Origin of the sequence: Arthrobacter sp. 18067 (assembly GCF_902706295.1) — a bacterium.
In the GTDB taxonomy this organism is placed as follows: Bacteria; Actinomycetota; Actinomycetes; order Actinomycetales; family Micrococcaceae; genus Arthrobacter.
The window spans coordinates 1-15,542 of record NZ_CACSJJ010000007.1; the positions used below are offsets into that span (position 1 = coordinate 1).

The 15,542-nt window shown below is 64.3% G+C and carries 27 protein-coding genes; all 27 read left to right on the top strand.

The window, feature by feature from the left end; translation table 11 throughout:
- The first annotated feature begins 218 nt into the window (after positions 1–218).
- The gene (locus tag GVL04_RS08295; protein ID WP_159702411.1) at positions 219–449 is read left to right on the top strand and encodes a hypothetical protein; all 231 of its coding nucleotides are present in this window, start codon (positions 219–221) and stop codon (positions 447–449) included.
- Positions 446–790, top strand: a complete 345-nt coding sequence (locus GVL04_RS08300; RefSeq protein ID WP_235036217.1) for a VRR-NUC domain-containing protein — start codon at positions 446–448, stop codon at positions 788–790. The genes GVL04_RS08295 and GVL04_RS08300 overlap by 4 nt, the downstream gene beginning before the upstream one ends.
- Positions 787–1,602 (top strand): hypothetical protein, encoded by an 816-nt coding sequence (locus GVL04_RS08305; protein ID WP_159702414.1) that lies wholly within the window; start codon positions 787–789, stop codon positions 1,600–1,602. The genes GVL04_RS08300 and GVL04_RS08305 overlap by 4 nt, the downstream gene beginning before the upstream one ends.
- Positions 1,599–2,084, top strand: coding sequence for a hypothetical protein (locus GVL04_RS08310; protein WP_159702417.1), 486 nt, complete (start codon positions 1,599–1,601; stop codon positions 2,082–2,084). Before GVL04_RS08305 ends, GVL04_RS08310 begins: the two co-directional genes overlap by 4 nt.
- On the top strand, positions 2,078–2,362 hold the full coding sequence (locus tag GVL04_RS08315) for a hypothetical protein (protein ID WP_159702420.1): 285 nt from the start codon (positions 2,078–2,080) through the stop codon (positions 2,360–2,362). The genes GVL04_RS08310 and GVL04_RS08315 overlap by 7 nt, the downstream gene beginning before the upstream one ends.
- On the top strand, positions 2,359–2,721 hold the full coding sequence (locus GVL04_RS08320; RefSeq protein WP_159702423.1) for a hypothetical protein: 363 nt from the start codon (positions 2,359–2,361) through the stop codon (positions 2,719–2,721). The genes GVL04_RS08315 and GVL04_RS08320 overlap by 4 nt, the downstream gene beginning before the upstream one ends.
- Positions 2,718–3,101, top strand: a complete 384-nt coding sequence (locus GVL04_RS08325) for a hypothetical protein (protein WP_159702426.1) — start codon at positions 2,718–2,720, stop codon at positions 3,099–3,101. Before GVL04_RS08320 ends, GVL04_RS08325 begins: the two co-directional genes overlap by 4 nt.
- Positions 3,098–3,337 (top strand): hypothetical protein, encoded by a 240-nt coding sequence (locus GVL04_RS08330; protein ID WP_159702429.1) that lies wholly within the window; start codon positions 3,098–3,100, stop codon positions 3,335–3,337. The genes GVL04_RS08325 and GVL04_RS08330 overlap by 4 nt, the downstream gene beginning before the upstream one ends.
- Positions 3,334–3,507: a hypothetical protein gene (locus tag GVL04_RS08335; protein WP_159702432.1), complete on the top strand. Its 174-nt coding sequence runs from the start codon at positions 3,334–3,336 to the stop codon at positions 3,505–3,507. The genes GVL04_RS08330 and GVL04_RS08335 overlap by 4 nt, the downstream gene beginning before the upstream one ends.
- On the top strand, positions 3,504–4,040 hold the full coding sequence (locus GVL04_RS08340; protein ID WP_159702435.1) for a hypothetical protein: 537 nt from the start codon (positions 3,504–3,506) through the stop codon (positions 4,038–4,040). The genes GVL04_RS08335 and GVL04_RS08340 overlap by 4 nt, the downstream gene beginning before the upstream one ends.
- Complete coding sequence (locus tag GVL04_RS08345; protein ID WP_159702438.1) at positions 4,037–4,264, top strand: hypothetical protein; 228 nt, start codon at positions 4,037–4,039, stop codon at positions 4,262–4,264. The genes GVL04_RS08340 and GVL04_RS08345 overlap by 4 nt, the downstream gene beginning before the upstream one ends.
- Entirely contained in the window at positions 4,251–4,460 is a 210-nt protein-coding gene (locus tag GVL04_RS08350; protein WP_159702441.1) for a hypothetical protein, read from the top strand. Before GVL04_RS08345 ends, GVL04_RS08350 begins: the two co-directional genes overlap by 14 nt.
- 577 nt (positions 4,461–5,037) lie before the next feature.
- On the top strand, positions 5,038–5,229 hold the full coding sequence (locus GVL04_RS08360) for a hypothetical protein (protein ID WP_159702447.1): 192 nt from the start codon (positions 5,038–5,040) through the stop codon (positions 5,227–5,229).
- 459 nt (positions 5,230–5,688) lie between these two features.
- Complete coding sequence (locus GVL04_RS08365; RefSeq protein ID WP_159702450.1) at positions 5,689–6,063, top strand: hypothetical protein; 375 nt, start codon at positions 5,689–5,691, stop codon at positions 6,061–6,063.
- 16 nt (positions 6,064–6,079) lie between these two features.
- On the top strand, positions 6,080–6,568 hold the full coding sequence (locus GVL04_RS08370) for a hypothetical protein (RefSeq protein WP_159702453.1): 489 nt from the start codon (positions 6,080–6,082) through the stop codon (positions 6,566–6,568).
- 79 nt (positions 6,569–6,647) lie between these two features.
- A complete protein-coding gene (locus GVL04_RS08375) occupies positions 6,648–8,000 on the top strand; it encodes a hypothetical protein (RefSeq protein ID WP_159702456.1) in 1,353 nt (450 codons plus the stop codon).
- Between the two features lie 10 nt (positions 8,001–8,010).
- Positions 8,011–8,154, top strand: coding sequence for a hypothetical protein (locus GVL04_RS24505; RefSeq protein ID WP_200846795.1), 144 nt, complete (start codon positions 8,011–8,013; stop codon positions 8,152–8,154).
- A complete protein-coding gene (locus tag GVL04_RS08380; RefSeq protein ID WP_159702459.1) occupies positions 8,151–9,326 on the top strand; it encodes a phage portal protein in 1,176 nt (391 codons plus the stop codon). The genes GVL04_RS24505 and GVL04_RS08380 overlap by 4 nt, the downstream gene beginning before the upstream one ends.
- Positions 9,319–10,002, top strand: a complete 684-nt coding sequence (locus GVL04_RS08385; protein ID WP_159702462.1) for an HK97 family phage prohead protease — start codon at positions 9,319–9,321, stop codon at positions 10,000–10,002. Before GVL04_RS08380 ends, GVL04_RS08385 begins: the two co-directional genes overlap by 8 nt.
- Before the next feature lie 111 nt (positions 10,003–10,113).
- A complete protein-coding gene (locus GVL04_RS08390) occupies positions 10,114–11,340 on the top strand; it encodes a phage major capsid protein (RefSeq protein ID WP_159702465.1) in 1,227 nt (408 codons plus the stop codon).
- A gap of 97 nt (positions 11,341–11,437) precedes the next feature.
- Positions 11,438–11,842, top strand: a complete 405-nt coding sequence (locus GVL04_RS08395) for a hypothetical protein (RefSeq protein WP_159702467.1) — start codon at positions 11,438–11,440, stop codon at positions 11,840–11,842.
- The gene (locus GVL04_RS08400) at positions 11,842–12,639 is read left to right on the top strand and encodes a hypothetical protein (RefSeq protein WP_159702470.1); all 798 of its coding nucleotides are present in this window, start codon (positions 11,842–11,844) and stop codon (positions 12,637–12,639) included. Before GVL04_RS08395 ends, GVL04_RS08400 begins: the two co-directional genes overlap by 1 nt.
- Positions 12,639–13,121, top strand: a complete 483-nt coding sequence (locus GVL04_RS08405; RefSeq protein ID WP_159702473.1) for a hypothetical protein — start codon at positions 12,639–12,641, stop codon at positions 13,119–13,121. Before GVL04_RS08400 ends, GVL04_RS08405 begins: the two co-directional genes overlap by 1 nt.
- A gap of 13 nt (positions 13,122–13,134) precedes the next feature.
- Complete coding sequence (locus GVL04_RS08410) at positions 13,135–13,410, top strand: hypothetical protein (RefSeq protein WP_159702476.1); 276 nt, start codon at positions 13,135–13,137, stop codon at positions 13,408–13,410.
- Positions 13,407–14,435: a phage tail tube protein gene (locus GVL04_RS08415; protein ID WP_159702479.1), complete on the top strand. Its 1,029-nt coding sequence runs from the start codon at positions 13,407–13,409 to the stop codon at positions 14,433–14,435. The genes GVL04_RS08410 and GVL04_RS08415 overlap by 4 nt, the downstream gene beginning before the upstream one ends.
- Before the next feature lie 6 nt (positions 14,436–14,441).
- The gene (locus tag GVL04_RS08420) at positions 14,442–15,035 is read left to right on the top strand and encodes a hypothetical protein (RefSeq protein ID WP_159702482.1); all 594 of its coding nucleotides are present in this window, start codon (positions 14,442–14,444) and stop codon (positions 15,033–15,035) included.
- 2 nt (positions 15,036–15,037) lie between these two features.
- Positions 15,038–15,448 carry a hypothetical protein gene (locus GVL04_RS08425; RefSeq protein WP_159702485.1) on the top strand — a complete coding sequence of 137 codons (411 nt, stop codon included), beginning with the start codon at positions 15,038–15,040 and terminating at the stop codon, positions 15,446–15,448.
- The last annotated feature ends 94 nt before the right edge of the window (positions 15,449–15,542 follow it).

Consider the following 15,542-nt stretch of genomic DNA (forward strand, 5'->3'; position numbering starts at 1 on the left):
CCCGGAAACACGGCCCCCACAAGGGCAAATAACCGATCTGACAGAAATCCGCAGATCCCGCAGAACGACAGACTGCAGGATCTGGAAACGCCGGGACGGGCCGGGTCGGGACGGGTCGGGTCGGTAGTGGCAGGGGCCCCCGCTCCTGCTGCCACTCACACCCACAAGCAAACAAACAACACCAGCCGCACACGGCCACGCAAACGCAAGGGGAACCGATGATCTACCGGGCGCAGTTCGAAGTCATAGACCAGGGCAAACCACTCTCCGAACTCGGAACAGAAGGCCGCCAGAGAATCACGGCTGACATCCTGCAGTTGGGCATGGTTATCGAGGGCCCCATTTCCGAACCGAAACTGATTGATCTCGAGGGGCAGCCCTGGATCCAGCTCGAGGCCGAAGTCCGCGACGCCGGCCAACTGCTCGAATCTGTGGGGGTCAAAGCATGATCACAGCCGCCGAAGCCCGCGCGAAAACCATCCTCGCCTGGTCTGAAATCCAACTGCAGACCCATATCGTCGGCCTCGCCGAGGGGATCGGCTATCTGAGCTATCACACCTACAATTCGCGCCGGTCGAACCCGGGCTATCCCGATCTCCATCTGGTGCATCCCCGCTGGTGCGTCTCGATGTTCCGGGAGCTCAAAAGCCAAAAGGGCCGGATGTCGCCGGATCAAAAAACGTGGGGCGCCGGACTACTGGCGGCCGGCCATGACTTCGGAATATGGCGGCCGTCCGATGTCGTATCGGGAGCGGTCCTGGAACAACTGCAGGCAGGGGCCCGCCGATGACCGAAACAATTCCTGTCCGCCGCCCATCAGCGGCCCGGGCCGCGTGGATCCTCGCCAACGAACGCCGTTACGACATCGAGGGCCCGAACGCTGCCTGGGGTCCGCTGCCCTATTCGCAGGTGAAAAAGTGGATTGCCTACTCGCCCCAGTGCATCGGAAACCACTCCGACCGGGCTCGGCCGCCGGCTGACCGTCACGCCTGGCTCTGCGGCGACTGCACCGACGGGATTCGTCGGGACTTGTTTACCCTGGCTGGCTGCTGGGATTTCCTCGGCGAGATGCTGCAGCGCGGCCCGGGTAAGCAAGGCGAAAGGTCCGGGAGCAACGAAAACGCCGCCGCCCCGCTGGATCTCAACGTCGCCGACGTCCGCCGGCAGATTCAATCCTGGGCCTGCTCGATGCTCGAGCATGTGGCACACGACCTGCCCGCTATGTCGATGCCTGATGAACTCTCAGCACCGAAGATGCTCGCCTGGCTCGGCCGCTGGCACACGTTCTACATCGCGACCCACCCGCAGGACTCATTCCCGGCCGCGGTTCTGGTCGAGCTGTCCGACATGGTCGGCAAGGTCCGGGCGATGTCATTCCCTGACGGCGCCCGCCGCCGGCCGATATCCACCCGGTGCCTGCGATACGTCCCGGCCGTAGAGGACCAGGACCCGGTTATCTGCGGAGGTCGGCTGTCTGCGCTGATCCGCGAGCGAACCGACCCCCGCGGATCCGAAATCGTATGCGAAACAAATCCGAGCCACGTCATCCCCGAATATGAATGGCTCGCACTACTCAAAGCAAAGCAAAGGCGGCAAGCATGACCACCACAGAACAACCGTTCATCCTGCCGGACCACATCGACCCGGCAGAACTCGCCGGCCTCTCGAAAGCAGTCGGGACCGCCCTCGCGAAGCATCCCCAATGGATGCGCGATAACGACGGCCGCGTGATCTGCGCCGGCCGCGGTTGCACCTGGGAAAAGCCCGAGGGCAAGAGCATTCAAGACCGCTGGATCCGTCACCAAACATTCGCCGTATCCTCGGCCGTCCGGACCTGGTACGTCGACGGCATCCTGCCCGAACAAACGAACCTCGACGAAATCGCCGCGCCTGGCGTCTACGCGATCGCGAGGAAATCCGTATCTGCCCTCGCGCCGATAACATCCGTGGCCTACCCGCACACCGACCCGTCAACCGGCATCCAAACACTCGCCGAATTCGACCTAGATGGGAAGCTGCTCCGAACTTTCAAAAAAGCGCCGGACGCCGGCGCGCAGTGGACCGAGGTCGCCGCCACATGCTGAACTTTGAGATCCTGCGGGAATGCGCGAAGTCGTGGCCGAACCGTCCGACGATCGACCCGCGCGAAACTCTCTACACCCCGGACCAGCTCGAGGCGCATATCGACGTTGCAATGCAGCAGTTCGCTGATCTCGCGTCCCCGGAAGCGGTCGAATGGCTGCGGGCCGGCGTCGCCGCGTTCCGCGGGCTGGCCGACGCCGCCGAATCGCTGTTGCCGAAGCCGACCAAGAACCAGCAGCTACCCGCGTTCCGGCGCCCATCCTGGCAGCGCAAAGCATGAAGCCGAACGAGGTCCGCAAATTCGGCGGGACGATCAAACTCAGCGATGAGCAGTATTTCGAAGATATGGGCTGGCGGGATCCGCGTTACCTGCGCATGGGCAAAGTGACCAAAACGCCGGCCACACCCGAAGCCTGGGAACAATACCGGGCAGCAGTTGCCGGCCTCGCCGCGCTCGAGGCATACGACGGGACCCGCTGGGACTACGGCAGCGGCGCGCCGGATATCCCCGAACCTGAGCCGACGTCGACGATCGAATACCTCGAAACCGTCGACGAATGGCTCGACCGATGCCGCGCTATGGCGCACGAGGACGCCGCCAGCCGCAAGACCTCTAGGAGATTGGACCCGAAACCATGAGTCAAGAACCTTACTGCGATCACGGCCCCCTCGACGCCTGCCGATGCCTCGCCCCGGAAATCGTCATTGACTCCCGGCCGGATTCGGTCTACATGCGCGACAAAGTCGAGGCGGCCCGATCGATAACCGTCGAGCAGATTAGCGAAGCATTCCGATTCAGCGAGGCGGAAGCCGTGGCCGCCGGCCTCGCTGCCCACGAGCTATTCGCAACCGAGTACCCGGTCCCCGAACCCGAACCCGGGCCCGACGCTGAGGACATGCACGTCTACGCCCACGAATTCGACCCGATCGGCGGGTTCGTCTGCGGCGAATGCGGGACGCCGACCGAGACCGAACCATGCCAGGAACACCAGCCGATCGCGTACTCGAGGATGACATGAGCGTTACGACGCTGCCCTATATGGACGCGGTCGAGCAGACCGACAGCGTCCGGGAAGGCTGGTACAAACTCGAATGCCAACTGTGCGAGTTTGAGACTTTCGCCGGCGCTTTCCATGTCTGCGAAGATGAAGCGGCCGACCACCTGGACGAGTGCCACCCCAGAAAGCGAAAGCTCGCCGACGACGAGATGCGGGCCCGCCGGGCCCAACTGATCAGCAGGAGGACAACGAATTGAGTACGCAGGTAACACGGGCCACCGACAATAAAGCCGGGATGACGCTCGGGGATCTGATGCAGTTCGTCCAGGAAGCCGAGGCGGCCGGCGTCGACCCGCGCGAAACCGTGTTGGTCCGCGTCGGGTTCACTGCGCAGATCAAGCGGATCACCGTCGGCGGCAAGCTATGACGGCGATCAGCCCGGACTGCCGGGACGGCAACCATCGGAAATGCACCGGCGATGCCTGGGATATGGAGCTGGACAACGTCACGGACTGCCAGTGCCAAGAGTGCTTATGCCGCTACGCTGCGACGTCGGAACAGCACGCCGAGATCGCCGATAAGCTCGACGAATTGAGGCGGGTCATCGCCGCCCGTGAGCTGCAGGATCACATCCTGCGCCGCCGGATCCGGATCCTCGGCGCGATCCTCGCCCGCGATCTGCGGCTGCAGCGGATAGTCGAAGCGATCGACCGACCTGCAAACGCCGCCCTCGGCATCGTCCGGGGCTGGGCATACCGGGCCGGCCGCCGTCCGCTGCCCGGCTCGGTCCTTTACTCGCCGTCGGCAGCGCTGCTCTACGAATTCCGCGACAACTCGCCGGCTGATGCATTCCGTGAGGCATTCGAGCGGGCGAATGCAAGAGTGCGCAACGGTCAGTGTCCCGGCCTATGCCCGGGTAACGAACCCTGGTGTTGCCTCGACGTGGAGGGCCGCGCGTGATCCTTGAGATCGAGCTGCTCGGCGGCCCGCTTGACGGGCAAGTGATGGCGGTCGATGAATCAATGCGGCACGTCGTCATGCTGGTATCGCCGCCCCAGCCCGCGCCGTGTTGGGCGCAACCTGACGACATCTACCCAACACTCGAGGAACTGCCGCGCCTGATCTATAGCGCTCGGGATACCTGGAACCCTCGGACCCGCAGGCGGCAATATGTCCTCGACTGATCAATGGCTCGACATCCAAGCGATCGCAAAGATCACGGGCTGGACGCCGGCCTATGTTCGGAAGCGGTCGAGCATCGACGGCTGGCAAAGGCTGGGCACAAAGCCGCAGCAGTACCGGGCGGCAGACGTCACGCGCTCGGCCGGCACGTCACGCGACACGCGGATTCGGTCGCACTTGCTGGCTAGGCATGGTTGACAAGGGTACGATTACAAATCGACGGTGGATAACTGTCACAAGGACGGAACGGCGTCGAGGACTTAGAGCCTCGGCGCCGTTGTCATGTCCGGGGGAGGGGGCGCGAGTATGCCACCCCTCGACGAATGGGATCCACGCCGAGGCCGGACCGGCCGGCCCTGGCGCCGACTGGTAGCGAGGCATTGCCCGCCCGGTTCGATCTGCGCCTGGTGCGGCGAAGAGATCCAATTTGGTCTACGTCCGCGGCATCCGTTCGGCCCGTCGCTCGATCACATCATCGCCTTGATCGACGGCGGCCACCCGACGGCACCCTGGAACCTGCAGCCGATGCATCTAGGTTGCAATGTGCGAAAAGAAAACGAACGTCGACGCAAAGAAAAGGCATCCGTTCAACCGGTCGGCCGCCCCCGAACAAAGTTGCGGCCTCACTGAAAAATCCGTGAGATCACGCGGAAAATCGCCGAGTTTTTTTGAAATCCGGCGTGTGGGCGACCCGCGCATGTTCCATTTTTTCTCTCCCCTTGGAATCTCCTGATCCGCCCTTTTTAGAAGGGCGACCTTACTGAAACGAGAACACATGTTTTTCTTGCTGCTCGCGCTCGCCATATTCGCCGCCGTGATCGCCGGCCACTCCCTGGCCTTGATCGCCCGCGTCGCACTCGGCGGTCTGAACTGGACCGGCCGCGGCGCGTTCCTTGCCCACGCTGGCTACGTGGCCGGGTTCGGCACTCTCGCCGTATGGCTGTTCCGCCTCGCGCTGGGACTGTAACGATGGGATTCCTCACCCCCGAACCGATCGACGCCCCGCACGAATGCAGCAAGCCGGGCCCGCCTTCTGCCTATGACCTCGGCACCCGCTGGCAGTGCGACGACTGCGGCACGGTTTACCGCGTCGAGCCATACCATGCCCGCGGCGCCGGTGGCCGGAAGTGGGCGAAACGGCCACTACGAGCGGCGGACGTCCTCGACTCTCCACTGCCGGCGGCCGGCTAATGCCCAACATCCGCCCGGCAAAGCGGCCTCACTCCGAATGCTGGCGCCAAGAGCGGCATCGTTTCGGGAAGGTATTCCCTGGCGACGTCCGATATTGCGAGCACGGCAAGCCGCAAGTGCTGACCGAAGTCAGTCCGCACGCTCGCATCCAAGGACCTGGGACGGACTGGTGGCGCACCCTCTCCCCGGTTTGGGACCCGATCACCTATCGCCGCGCAAAGAAAGCGCTCGCCGAATGACGCCCGAGGAAATCGAGGCGCGCCGGGCCGAGGCGAAGGCGTGGGATCTTAAGGTCGCGAATCTCGCGAGTGACCACCTGCGCCACCTGCAGCAGGACGGGCGGCCGCCGGTGTTCGTATTCTTTGGGACCCGGATAGAGCAGCAACGTTTCTGGCGGGCAATGGTCGGCATCCTGAGCCCGCTCCGGGTCCCGCTGCCGGCGCTCGAGGATGTCATTCCCGCGGCGCCCTCCCGCCTCCGTGGCACCAGGCGCCGGCTGATCCCTGTTCACCAGTCCTATCCCTGGCTGCCCGGTCGCCGCGAGGCTGCCGACGCCGCCGACGCTGCCCACCTGATCGACGCGCTGAACCGGTCGAACGGCTGGGCCTGACCGAAAGGATCCGCCCGTGGCTAAGCAGGAACCGGCAATTATCAAGCATGGCGATAAGCCGGGCCTGACGGGCTACAGGAAGGGCTGCCGCTGCGGGACCTGCCGGCAGGCTAAGAGCGACGATAACGCAGCGTACCGGGCGGCGAAGCTGCTCCGCGAGGCGGGCGACACGGCGGCCGCGCAGGGCCTACTGCAGGACGCCCTGCCCGAGCTGCCGCGCTCGGCAATGGCGATCGCCTGGAACGCGCCGGCCGGCCCGATCGAGTCGACGCTCGCGGGCGAACTCGACGACCTGATCGGGGAACCACCGTTCAAAAAGACGCTGCTGGTCCTGGCGAAATACAACGCCCGGGTACTGGATCAGATCCCGCAGCTCGAGCGGCCGGACCTGATCAGCGGAATGCAGTCCCGACTATTCAACGTTTTCGACCGCCTGCGCCGCGTGGAACAGGCACCCGGGGCGCCGGCGTGGGATATGTCCGCGCTGCTCAAGGCGGATGACTGACGCTAGGAACCCGCCCCCTCGATACGCGACCAAAAGAAACCCCGCCCGTAAGACGCTCGGCGGGTCAGTCTGCAAAGTCATGGAAGCATCGGGCCGCGCCCCGATGCCCTGGCAGCGTGACGCGCTCGCGGTCGCGTGTGAGATCGACCCGGAAACGGGCGGGTTCTGGTACGACGTCGTTATCTTTGTCGTGCTGCGCCGCGCTGGAAAGACCACTATCAGCCGGGCAAAGCTCACCCATAGGGCCCTGACAACGGTCGACGGCCGGATGATCTACACCGCGCAGAACAGGCTCAAGGCGCTAAAGCGTCTGCGGGATGATTTCTATCTGCCGCTGAAACGCTCGCCCCTGGCGGAAACGCTCGAGAAACCACGCTGGCGCGGTGGCGAGGAAGCGGTCCGATGGAAGACCGGCGCCGAACTGGCGATCGATACCGTCTCAGAAAACGCCGGCCACGGCGATATGAACCACGAGGCGCACATCGATGAAGCCTACGCGCACCCCGATAACACCCTCGAGGGCGGCCTGCAGCCGACGCTGCTCACGGTCATAGGCTCGCAGCTCTGGATCCTGTCGGCCGCCGGTAACGCGAATTCGGGTTACCTGCGGGACAAGGTCGAGGTAGGGCGGGCGATCGTCGAGTCGAAGCGCGAAACCCGGACTTGCTACATCGAGTATTCGGCGCCCGACGAAGCGGATCCGGACGATCCGGAAACCCTGCTCAACACCCACCCGGGCATCGCACACACGATTAGCGCAGACCGCGTTATGGGTCTGCGGCAAAACTCGAGGGATCTCGCCGAGTGGGAACGTGCCTGGCTGGGCTGGTGGCCGAAACCCAAGACGCCGCCGAGGGTCATCCCGACGGCTGCCTGGGAATCGAACTACACCAGCGGCGACGATGAAACATGGCGCGGGACGCCGTTCTGGTCGATCGACACATCCCCGGACCGTGAGACGACCAGCATCGCAATGGCGGCCGAATCCACCACCGCCGGCAAAACGTGTTACCTCGAGCTGTACGACCAACTGCTCGGGACCGCCGGCGTCGTCCCTGCCCTGGTCAAACTGCGCTCACAGTTCGGCGGGAACCTGGTCGCGCTCGACGGCAACGGCGCGGCGAAGTCACTCCGGAAAGATCTCGAGGCCGAAGGGTTCGAAGTGATCACCGTCCCGGGCCCGTCCAGGATCGACGCCTGCGGCGGATTCTACGATGACGCCCTGGTCGGAGATCTCCGATTCGAAAACGACGAGCTGCTGAATAAGTCAATGGGCAACGCAGTGAAACAGTACGTCGGCGGCCGCGCGTGGATCTTCGCACGTAACCGCACCCTCGCGGATATATCAGGACTTTACGCCGTCGTGTTCGCCCGCTGGCTGCTCAAAGAAAAAGCAGCGGACAACTACAACGCGCTGGATTCAGTGCTCTAAAGGAGATGAAATGCCCGGCTGGCTTACGACCATGCTTGATCTGTTCGGCGCCGCCCTGATCGTGACAGGGATCGCGCTGGTCTACGTACCTGCAGCGCTCGCCGTCGCCGGCCTCGCGTGCCTGGCTGTTTCGTGGAAGGCGACGCGCGCATGAGTGTTTTCTTTGGTGGCACCGAGCAGCGATCGGCCGGCGGCCCGCTGTCGGGAATGTCCTCGGGCGGGTTCGCGTCCGATGGGCCGCTGACGCGCGGCGGCATGAAATCGTCGCTGCGGACGGTCCCGGTCTATGCCGCGTCCTCGCTGATCGCTGACTCGCTCGCCGCGACTCCGGTATCGGCGTTCATTCGGGCGCGGTCCGGCAGTACCATATCGCCGCCGGAACAGCCCGGCCTGGTGACAAACCCGAACCCGAACCCGCTCGGGACGCGGGTCGACTGGATCCACCAGCTAAGCACGTCGCTCGACCTGCGCGGGAACGCCTTTGGGAACATTGTCGACTGGGATCGCTACGGCGCTTCAAAGGTCGAATGGATGCATCCCGACCAGGTCTACGTCGACGAGTCCGGACCCCTGCCGGATTACTACCTGAACGGGAAAAAGCTTGACCGTTCCGGCGTCGTCCATATCGCCGGATATGTTCTGCCCGGATCCGTCGTCGGGCTGTCCCCGATCGAGTTGTTCCGCTCGCAGATCGAGATGGCGCAAAGCGCGCAGCAATTCGGAACGAATGTGTTCCGCCGGTCCGGCGTCCCCTCGGGTCACCTAAAAAATACCGCGCAAAAGCTATCGGCCCTCGAGTCCAGCGTCGTGAAATCCAGGTTCAAATCGTCAGTAGCTAATGGCGATGTCTTTGTCTCGGGCAATGACTGGGATTACGCAAAGCTCGGCCTGACCATGGCCGACGTCCAGTTCCTCGAATCGATCAAGGCAACCGCGAATCAGATCGCCGCGATCTACAAAGTCCCGCCCGAGGAAATCGGCGGCGACTCGGGCAACAGCCTGAAATACACCACCGAGGAACTGAATCAGCTCAAGTTCATTCGGCGGGCCCTGCAGCCGAAAGCAGTCCGGATCGAGGCGCACCTAAACCGGCTGTTGCTCGGCGATACCTACGTGAAATTCAATCTCAACGCGAACGCCCGCGGCGATCTCAAGGCACGTATGGACGCCTACGCGATCGGCCTCCGCAGCGGCGTTTACACGCTCGAGCAGGTCCGCGGGTTCGAAGATTTCGAAATGCTCACGCAGACCGAGATCGAGCAATGGCAGCAGTGGTTCGGCAACATCAAACAAATTCAGAATGGAGATGGTTCGCGCGATGCGTGATCTTGAAAAGCGGCACATAAGCCAGCCCGTGGAATTCCGCGCGACCGACGGCGGCCTCGGCGTCCTGACCGGTTACGCGGCCGTGTTCAATCGGATGTCTCAGAACCTCGGCGGGTTCGTCGAGCAGGTCGACCCCGCCGCGTTTAACAAGTCGATCGCCGACCAGGTCCGTGTCCTGGCGCGTTACAACCACGACGATAACCACCTGCTCGGGACCACCGACGCCGCGACGCTGCGCCTTGAAATCGACGGGACCGGCCTCCGGTACGAGGTCGACCTGCCGGACACCAGCAGCGGCCGCGACGTCGCCGCGCTCGCTAAGCGCGGCGACCTTGTCAAATCGTCCTTTGCGTTCCGGACCGTGTCTGACGACTGGGGCCTGACGCCCGAGGGATTCCCGCTGCGGACCCTGCTCGCCGTCCAGCTGGTCGACGTCGCTCCGGTGAACAACCCGGCCTATCTGGACACCACAACCGGGATGCGTTCCCTCGCTGAACGGCTACACATGGATGTCGCGCAGGTCCGCGACGCCGAACCTGAGGAACTGCGGAAGCTGATCCTCGGGCCCAACGATTCCCGCACCCCTGAGGCGCGGGCCGAGGAACAGGACGAGCAGCGCGCAACGCACCCGAATCTGTCCCTCCACCGGCGCCGGCTGGATCTCCACCGCGCCTAAGCAACGCCCGGGCGGGCAGCGCGCAACGCACCCGCTAAACCTCACACAAAACATTTCAGCCCCGCGGCACATGCCGAGGGGCTTTGTCATTCCCGGAAAGGGGAAACACTCATGAGTGCAACGCTCGCAAAGAAGCTGCTCGAAAAGCGCGCCAACATCCACAAGCAGGGCACGGCAATTCTTGACGCCGCCGAGAAGGAAGGCCGCGCCCTCACGACCGAGGAAGAAAACTCGTTCAACGCAATCACTGCAGAGATGGATTCCCTTCGCTCGCAGTCCGATCGCCTGGTCGCATTCGAGCAGGAACAGCGCGATATCGAGGCCGCCCTCGGCAACGTCCCCGGCCGCGGCGAACAGCGCACGTCCGCGGACTCTGCCGAGGTCCTGCTGCGCAAGGTACTCAACGGCCGTAGCGGTTCCTGGGACTACGCCCCCACCCACGAGGAACGGCAGGAAGTCCGCGCCCTGGTCAAGGGCACCGCGTCCGCCGGCGGCGTCACCGTCCCGACTACGTTCTATGGGCAGCTCATGGAACACGCGATCGATACCTCGGCGATCCTCTCCGCCGGCGCGACGATCCTCTACACCACCAGCGGAGAAGAGATCAGCGTTCCCGTGACAGTGTCCGCCCCCACCGGCGCGCAGGTCGGCGAAGGTCAGACGATCCCGACGTCTGAGCCGGTCCTCGGCAAGCGCTCTCTGTTCGCCTACAAGTACGGCGACCTGCTGCAGATCAGTAAGGAACTCGCCGACGACTCCGCGTTCGACCTCGAGGGATTCATCGCCCGTCAGGCCGGCCGCGCGATCGGTAACGCGTTCGGCGCGAAGCTGGTCGCCGGTACGGGCACCAACGAACCGACCGGCCTGATCACGTCGACCACCCTCGGCAAGACCGGCGCCGCTGCAATCGGCGGCGCTCCGACTTGGGATGACCTGATCGATCTGTTCTACTCCGTGATCGGTCCGTACCGGAACAGCCCGGCCGCTGGCTGGCTGATCAAGGACGGCACCGCCGCGGCGCTGCGCAAGATCAAGGACCTGGAAGGCCGCTACATCTGGCAGCCGTCCGTCATCGCCGGGCAGCCGGACCTGATCGAAGGCAAGCCGGTTTTCACCGATCCGAACATGCCGTCGATCGGCGCCGGTAACAAGTCGATCGCGTTCGGCGACATGTCCGCCTACTTCGCCCGCATCGTCAACGGCGTTCGTTTCGAGCGCTCCGACGACTTCGCATTCGACAAGGACCTGATCACGTACCGCGCGATCATCCGAGGCGACGGCCTGCTGGTCGACCAGACCGGCGCAGTCAAGCACTTCGCCGGTGGCGCAGCGGCCTAAGCAGCCGCCACCTAACCGCGGCGGGCGGGCCCCCACGGCGCCCGCCCGCCGCGTCCCACCCCACCTGCAGGAAACCCTTTCAAAAGGAGCTAAGAGCATGGCTGAAAAAAACAAGACTGTCCGCATGGTTGCCAAGATCTCGGGATCCCGAGACGGCAAGGATTGGCCGAACCCCGGCGAAAAGATCACCCTGCCCGAGGCCGAGGCCGATCAACTGCTGGTAAACGGCATGGCTGTTCTGCCTGACACTCCGGAAACCGCGACCCTGTCCGGCGCCACCGAGACGGCCACCACCCGCGGCAATCAGTCGCTGAGGCAGTCCGCAGCGCAGGCAAAGGCCGACGCCGACGCGCAGGCTGCAGCAAAGGCGCAGGCTGACGCCGACGCCGCGGCCGCTGCGCAGAAGGTCCTCGACGACCAGGCCGAGAAGTCCGCGGCCGACGCCGAGGCCGAGCAGAAGGCAGCCGCCGAAGCTGAGAAGAAAGCCGCGGCCAAGAAGTAATGGCATCGGTCGACCTGGGCGCGCAGGCGTCCGTCAAGTGGGCCACCGCCCCCGAGGCGGGTCCCTACGCGCTCGCGGTCACACGGCCTGATGGTTTGCTGCTGGATCCGGCGCCGGTCCCTACAGGGGCCGGCGCCACCACGGCGGCGGCGTTCGTCCCGACAATGGCCGGCCGCTATCTGCTGTCCTGGTCCGTCGCCGGCGAAGCTGCTTATACCGATGTCCTCGACGTATGGCCGGCGGATCCGGGGTTCCTGATCCCGCTCGAGGAAGTCGCGACCGGGCTGCAACTGCCCGGCAACGTCGACCCCGCGAAGCTGCAGGATCTACGCCTCTACCTCGCAGCAGCGACGCCGGTCATCGAGGACATCACGGGCCCGATGCTCGCCGCAACGAAAACACATACAGCCTGGGCGGGCGACTCCGCTGTGATGCTCCCGCATCTACCGAATCAGATCCTCAGCGTCACAGTCGACGGCGTCCCGGTCCCGAGCTATGTCCCCGATCTGGCATCGGGCATCGTCTACGCCGGCAACGGATCCGCGCTGCAGCCGTTCGGATCCGGCGAGCTGGTCATCACGTACCGGATAGGCGCCCCGATCATCCCGCCAAACATCCGACTCGCTGCCCGCGAGCTGGTCCGCTTTTGGTGGCAGGGCGGAATGCAAGGATCCGGCGGCGGCAACGTCCGCAGCGGCCGCCCCGAGGCTGACACGTTCACACCCTCGGGGTTCGCCGTCCCGCGCCGCGTGATGGAACTCTGCGCCCCGAACCAACAGTTAGGCGGGTTCGCCTGATGTCCCTCGACCTGACACAAGCAACGGCCGCGCTCGAATTCAAAAAGGCATTTTGTTCTGCGATCAAGGCGCTGTTTGCCGACGACCAGGAAACCAGACACGTCTATGTCGTGTACGGGCAGCCGGCGAACTACGAACCCGAGGACATCGTTTCTTTTGGCCGGATCACCACCGGGCAGGAAACGGCGACCCTCAGCACGAACCGCAGCCGTGAGGAAACCCTGACTCTCGAGGTCACGATTTCCTGCTTTATGGGCGGCAACGAAGATGCCGAGATCGCCACCGCCGAACGGGCTTACGACCTGCTGCGCCGAATCGAGCACTTCGCCCGGATGGACGACACCACGATCGGCGGCACCGTCCGAACGTGCTTGCTCACCTCCCACGAGTCCGAAGGCGCAACGCCCGAGGAACTACTCGACCAGGGCCGCGTAACGGAAGTGATCGCGACCTTCACCGCAAAAACCCGGATCCAGGGCTAGGAGAAACCACCTGATGAAACTCAAAAACATATCGCCGCTGGGCGCGCTTGACGTCCCGCTGCTGAGGACCGTCGTCGAAGCCGAGGAAGTCATCACCGTGACTGACGACCAGGCTCGCGTCCTGCTGCTGCAGCCGGACAATTTCGAACCCGCGGACCGACCGGCGAAATCCATTGCTGCCGATCTGCGGGCCGAGCAGGACGCCGACGGGCCCGAGGCGCCCGACGGCGAAGAACAGGACGCAGGGGCCGAAGCTGGCGCCGGTGACACGGAAGGGGCCAGCAAGTGACTACACAAGCCGACTGCTCGATCGGACTCAAGAAGGAAACGACCTACGGGACCGCCGTCGTCGTCGACCGATTCCCCGAATTCGTAGAGGAATCTCTCGCCTGGAACCCGACCTTTGTCCAGGGATCCGGGATGCGCGCCGGCTCCCGCCTCGGCCGATCAAAGCGCCGTGTCCTGACCAAGCAGGGCGCCGGCGGCGACATCGATATCGAGATGGTAAGTAAGGGCCTCGGCCCGTTCCTCGAAGCGCTGTTCGGATCCGGTGTCTCGACTGCAGTCCCGGCGCAGACCGGCGCATTCCAGCAGCTATTCGCCCCGACCACCACGGACCCCCTGCCGTCCTACACGATCCAGAAGGGCATCCCGACTCTCGGCGGCGGCGCCGTCACGGCGATGACATTCCTCGGCGCGGTCTGCGCGTCCGGCGAATTCTCCGCATCGAACGCCGAAATCGTGAAGTTCAAAACGACCTGGGACGCGAAGGAAGTCAAGACCGATGTCGCCTACGCGGCACCGTCCTACGTCGTCGGCGAGGAACTGTTTCACTTCGCACAGGGCGCGATCACGATCGGCGGATCCCAGACCCCGCCGACGGCGACCGCGCTCGCCACCGGTGGAACGGTCGCCGCGACGATCGAGGAATTCAGCGTCTCATTCGACAACAAGATCGACGACTCCGGGTTCAACCTCGGCGGCGGCGGCAAGCGCTCCCGCCGGCCAGTCGCCGGCATCGCCGAAGCAAAGGGCAAGGTCACCGCTGAATACTCCGATACCGTCCTGCGCGACGCGTACCTGAATCAGACCCCGCTCGCGCTGACGCTGACCTTCACCGCGGCGACCACGATCGGGACCAGCGCAAAGCCGACCCTGCAGATCCACCTGCCCGACATCCGCCTCGAGGGCGAACTGCCGAAGTCCGCAGCCGGCGGACCCGTCAAGCAGTCGATCGACTTCACAGTGTTGGACGGCCTCACCGCCGGCGCCCCGTTCTACGTCGCGCTGGTCACCACCGACGCAACGCTGTAACAGGCAATGGCACGCGCTCCACACCAGCGCGGCGGCGGGCCCGATCTCCCCGAGATCACAATCACTTCCCCGAACATTCGGGAAGCGCTCGCGAAAGCGAAGGCGATCGGGCCCGCAGTACAGCGCAACCTGCGCAAGAGCCTGCGCGGCGTCGGCGACGACATCATCGCCGACCAGAGAGCAATCCTCGACGGGGCAAAGCCTGGCAAAGCCATAAAGGCCGGGATGCGCGTAAAGCGGATCAAAGGCAAAGGCAAAGGCAAGGCGTACCTACGCGCCGTCAACGTCTACAAAGCCGAGGACGCCAACCGGAACCGCAGTACCGGGATGCGTAAGCGCATCAAAGCCTCGCTGAAAACCCGCGTCGTCGCCGGCGCCACACGATCCGGGATCAGCATCCGCGCCGACAAATCAACCGGCGGCGTGATGGTCAAGGGCTGGAACAAAAAAGTCATCCGGCACCCCGTGTTCGGCAACAAAGAAACCTACGTCTCGCAGTTCGGCCAGCCCTACTGGTGGGAACCGATCAAGGCCGGACAAACCCAAGCAAAAGACAAAGCGCTCGCCGCGATCAGCGACGCCCTGAACGGAAAAGGCTAAAAGTGAAACTCATTGTTGGGGATAAGAAATACCCGCTGCAGGAAGCTATCCAGGGCGCGACCCTGAATAACCTCTACGCGCTCAAGATGCAGACCAAAGGACCCGGGACCCCCGGGATCGGGATCAAGTCCCTGCGCGACGCATTCCAGCGGATGCAGGACTCGGCCCCCAAAGATGGGACGCCGGCGGATCCCCTCGATTTCCTCGAGGACGCCGAGAACCTGCTCGCCCTGCAAGCGATGGTTTGGCTCTGCAAGCGTCACGCCGGCGAAGCCGTCACCGTGGCCGACGCGAACGATTTCCCGCTCTCAAAGATCGGGTTCGAATCCGAGGAAACGGACGAAGCCGAGGACCCTACGCAAGCCCGGACGGATACCGATCCGGGCGGCGACGTCGAAGCGCCGGCCAGCTAGAGGACATCGAGGACGTCGAGGCGTCGATCTATCGCTGGATCCATATCGTCGCGCACGTGTGGCCGGGCATCACCCCGCTGAACGTGTGGGAACT

What these genes read in the sequence shown, in the direction of transcription:
- GVL04_RS08295 (WP_159702411.1), top strand. Translation starts at nt 219, where the DNA reads ATGATCTACCGGGCGCAGTTCGAAGTCATAGACCAGGGCAAACCACTC.
- GVL04_RS08300 (WP_235036217.1), top strand. Translation starts at nt 446, where the DNA reads ATGATCACAGCCGCCGAAGCCCGCGCGAAAACCATCCTCGCCTGGTCT.
- GVL04_RS08305 (WP_159702414.1), top strand. Translation starts at nt 787, where the DNA reads ATGACCGAAACAATTCCTGTCCGCCGCCCATCAGCGGCCCGGGCCGCG.
- GVL04_RS08310 (WP_159702417.1), top strand. Translation starts at nt 1,599, where the DNA reads ATGACCACCACAGAACAACCGTTCATCCTGCCGGACCACATCGACCCG.
- GVL04_RS08315 (WP_159702420.1), top strand. Translation starts at nt 2,078, where the DNA reads ATGCTGAACTTTGAGATCCTGCGGGAATGCGCGAAGTCGTGGCCGAAC.
- GVL04_RS08320 (WP_159702423.1), top strand. Translation starts at nt 2,359, where the DNA reads ATGAAGCCGAACGAGGTCCGCAAATTCGGCGGGACGATCAAACTCAGC.
- GVL04_RS08325 (WP_159702426.1), top strand. Translation starts at nt 2,718, where the DNA reads ATGAGTCAAGAACCTTACTGCGATCACGGCCCCCTCGACGCCTGCCGA.
- GVL04_RS08330 (WP_159702429.1), top strand. Translation starts at nt 3,098, where the DNA reads ATGAGCGTTACGACGCTGCCCTATATGGACGCGGTCGAGCAGACCGAC.
- GVL04_RS08340 (WP_159702435.1), top strand. Translation starts at nt 3,504, where the DNA reads ATGACGGCGATCAGCCCGGACTGCCGGGACGGCAACCATCGGAAATGC.
- GVL04_RS08350 (WP_159702441.1), top strand. Translation starts at nt 4,251, where the DNA reads ATGTCCTCGACTGATCAATGGCTCGACATCCAAGCGATCGCAAAGATC.
- GVL04_RS08360 (WP_159702447.1), top strand. Translation starts at nt 5,038, where the DNA reads ATGTTTTTCTTGCTGCTCGCGCTCGCCATATTCGCCGCCGTGATCGCC.
- GVL04_RS08365 (WP_159702450.1), top strand. Translation starts at nt 5,689, where the DNA reads ATGACGCCCGAGGAAATCGAGGCGCGCCGGGCCGAGGCGAAGGCGTGG.
- GVL04_RS08375 (WP_159702456.1), top strand. Translation starts at nt 6,648, where the DNA reads ATGGAAGCATCGGGCCGCGCCCCGATGCCCTGGCAGCGTGACGCGCTC.
- GVL04_RS24505 (WP_200846795.1), top strand. Translation starts at nt 8,011, where the DNA reads ATGCCCGGCTGGCTTACGACCATGCTTGATCTGTTCGGCGCCGCCCTG.
- GVL04_RS08380 (WP_159702459.1), top strand. Translation starts at nt 8,151, where the DNA reads ATGAGTGTTTTCTTTGGTGGCACCGAGCAGCGATCGGCCGGCGGCCCG.
- GVL04_RS08385 (WP_159702462.1), top strand. Translation starts at nt 9,319, where the DNA reads ATGCGTGATCTTGAAAAGCGGCACATAAGCCAGCCCGTGGAATTCCGC.
- GVL04_RS08390 (WP_159702465.1), top strand. Translation starts at nt 10,114, where the DNA reads ATGAGTGCAACGCTCGCAAAGAAGCTGCTCGAAAAGCGCGCCAACATC.
- GVL04_RS08395 (WP_159702467.1), top strand. Translation starts at nt 11,438, where the DNA reads ATGGCTGAAAAAAACAAGACTGTCCGCATGGTTGCCAAGATCTCGGGA.
- GVL04_RS08400 (WP_159702470.1), top strand. Translation starts at nt 11,842, where the DNA reads ATGGCATCGGTCGACCTGGGCGCGCAGGCGTCCGTCAAGTGGGCCACC.
- GVL04_RS08405 (WP_159702473.1), top strand. Translation starts at nt 12,639, where the DNA reads ATGTCCCTCGACCTGACACAAGCAACGGCCGCGCTCGAATTCAAAAAG.
- GVL04_RS08410 (WP_159702476.1), top strand. Translation starts at nt 13,135, where the DNA reads ATGAAACTCAAAAACATATCGCCGCTGGGCGCGCTTGACGTCCCGCTG.
- GVL04_RS08420 (WP_159702482.1), top strand. Translation starts at nt 14,442, where the DNA reads ATGGCACGCGCTCCACACCAGCGCGGCGGCGGGCCCGATCTCCCCGAG.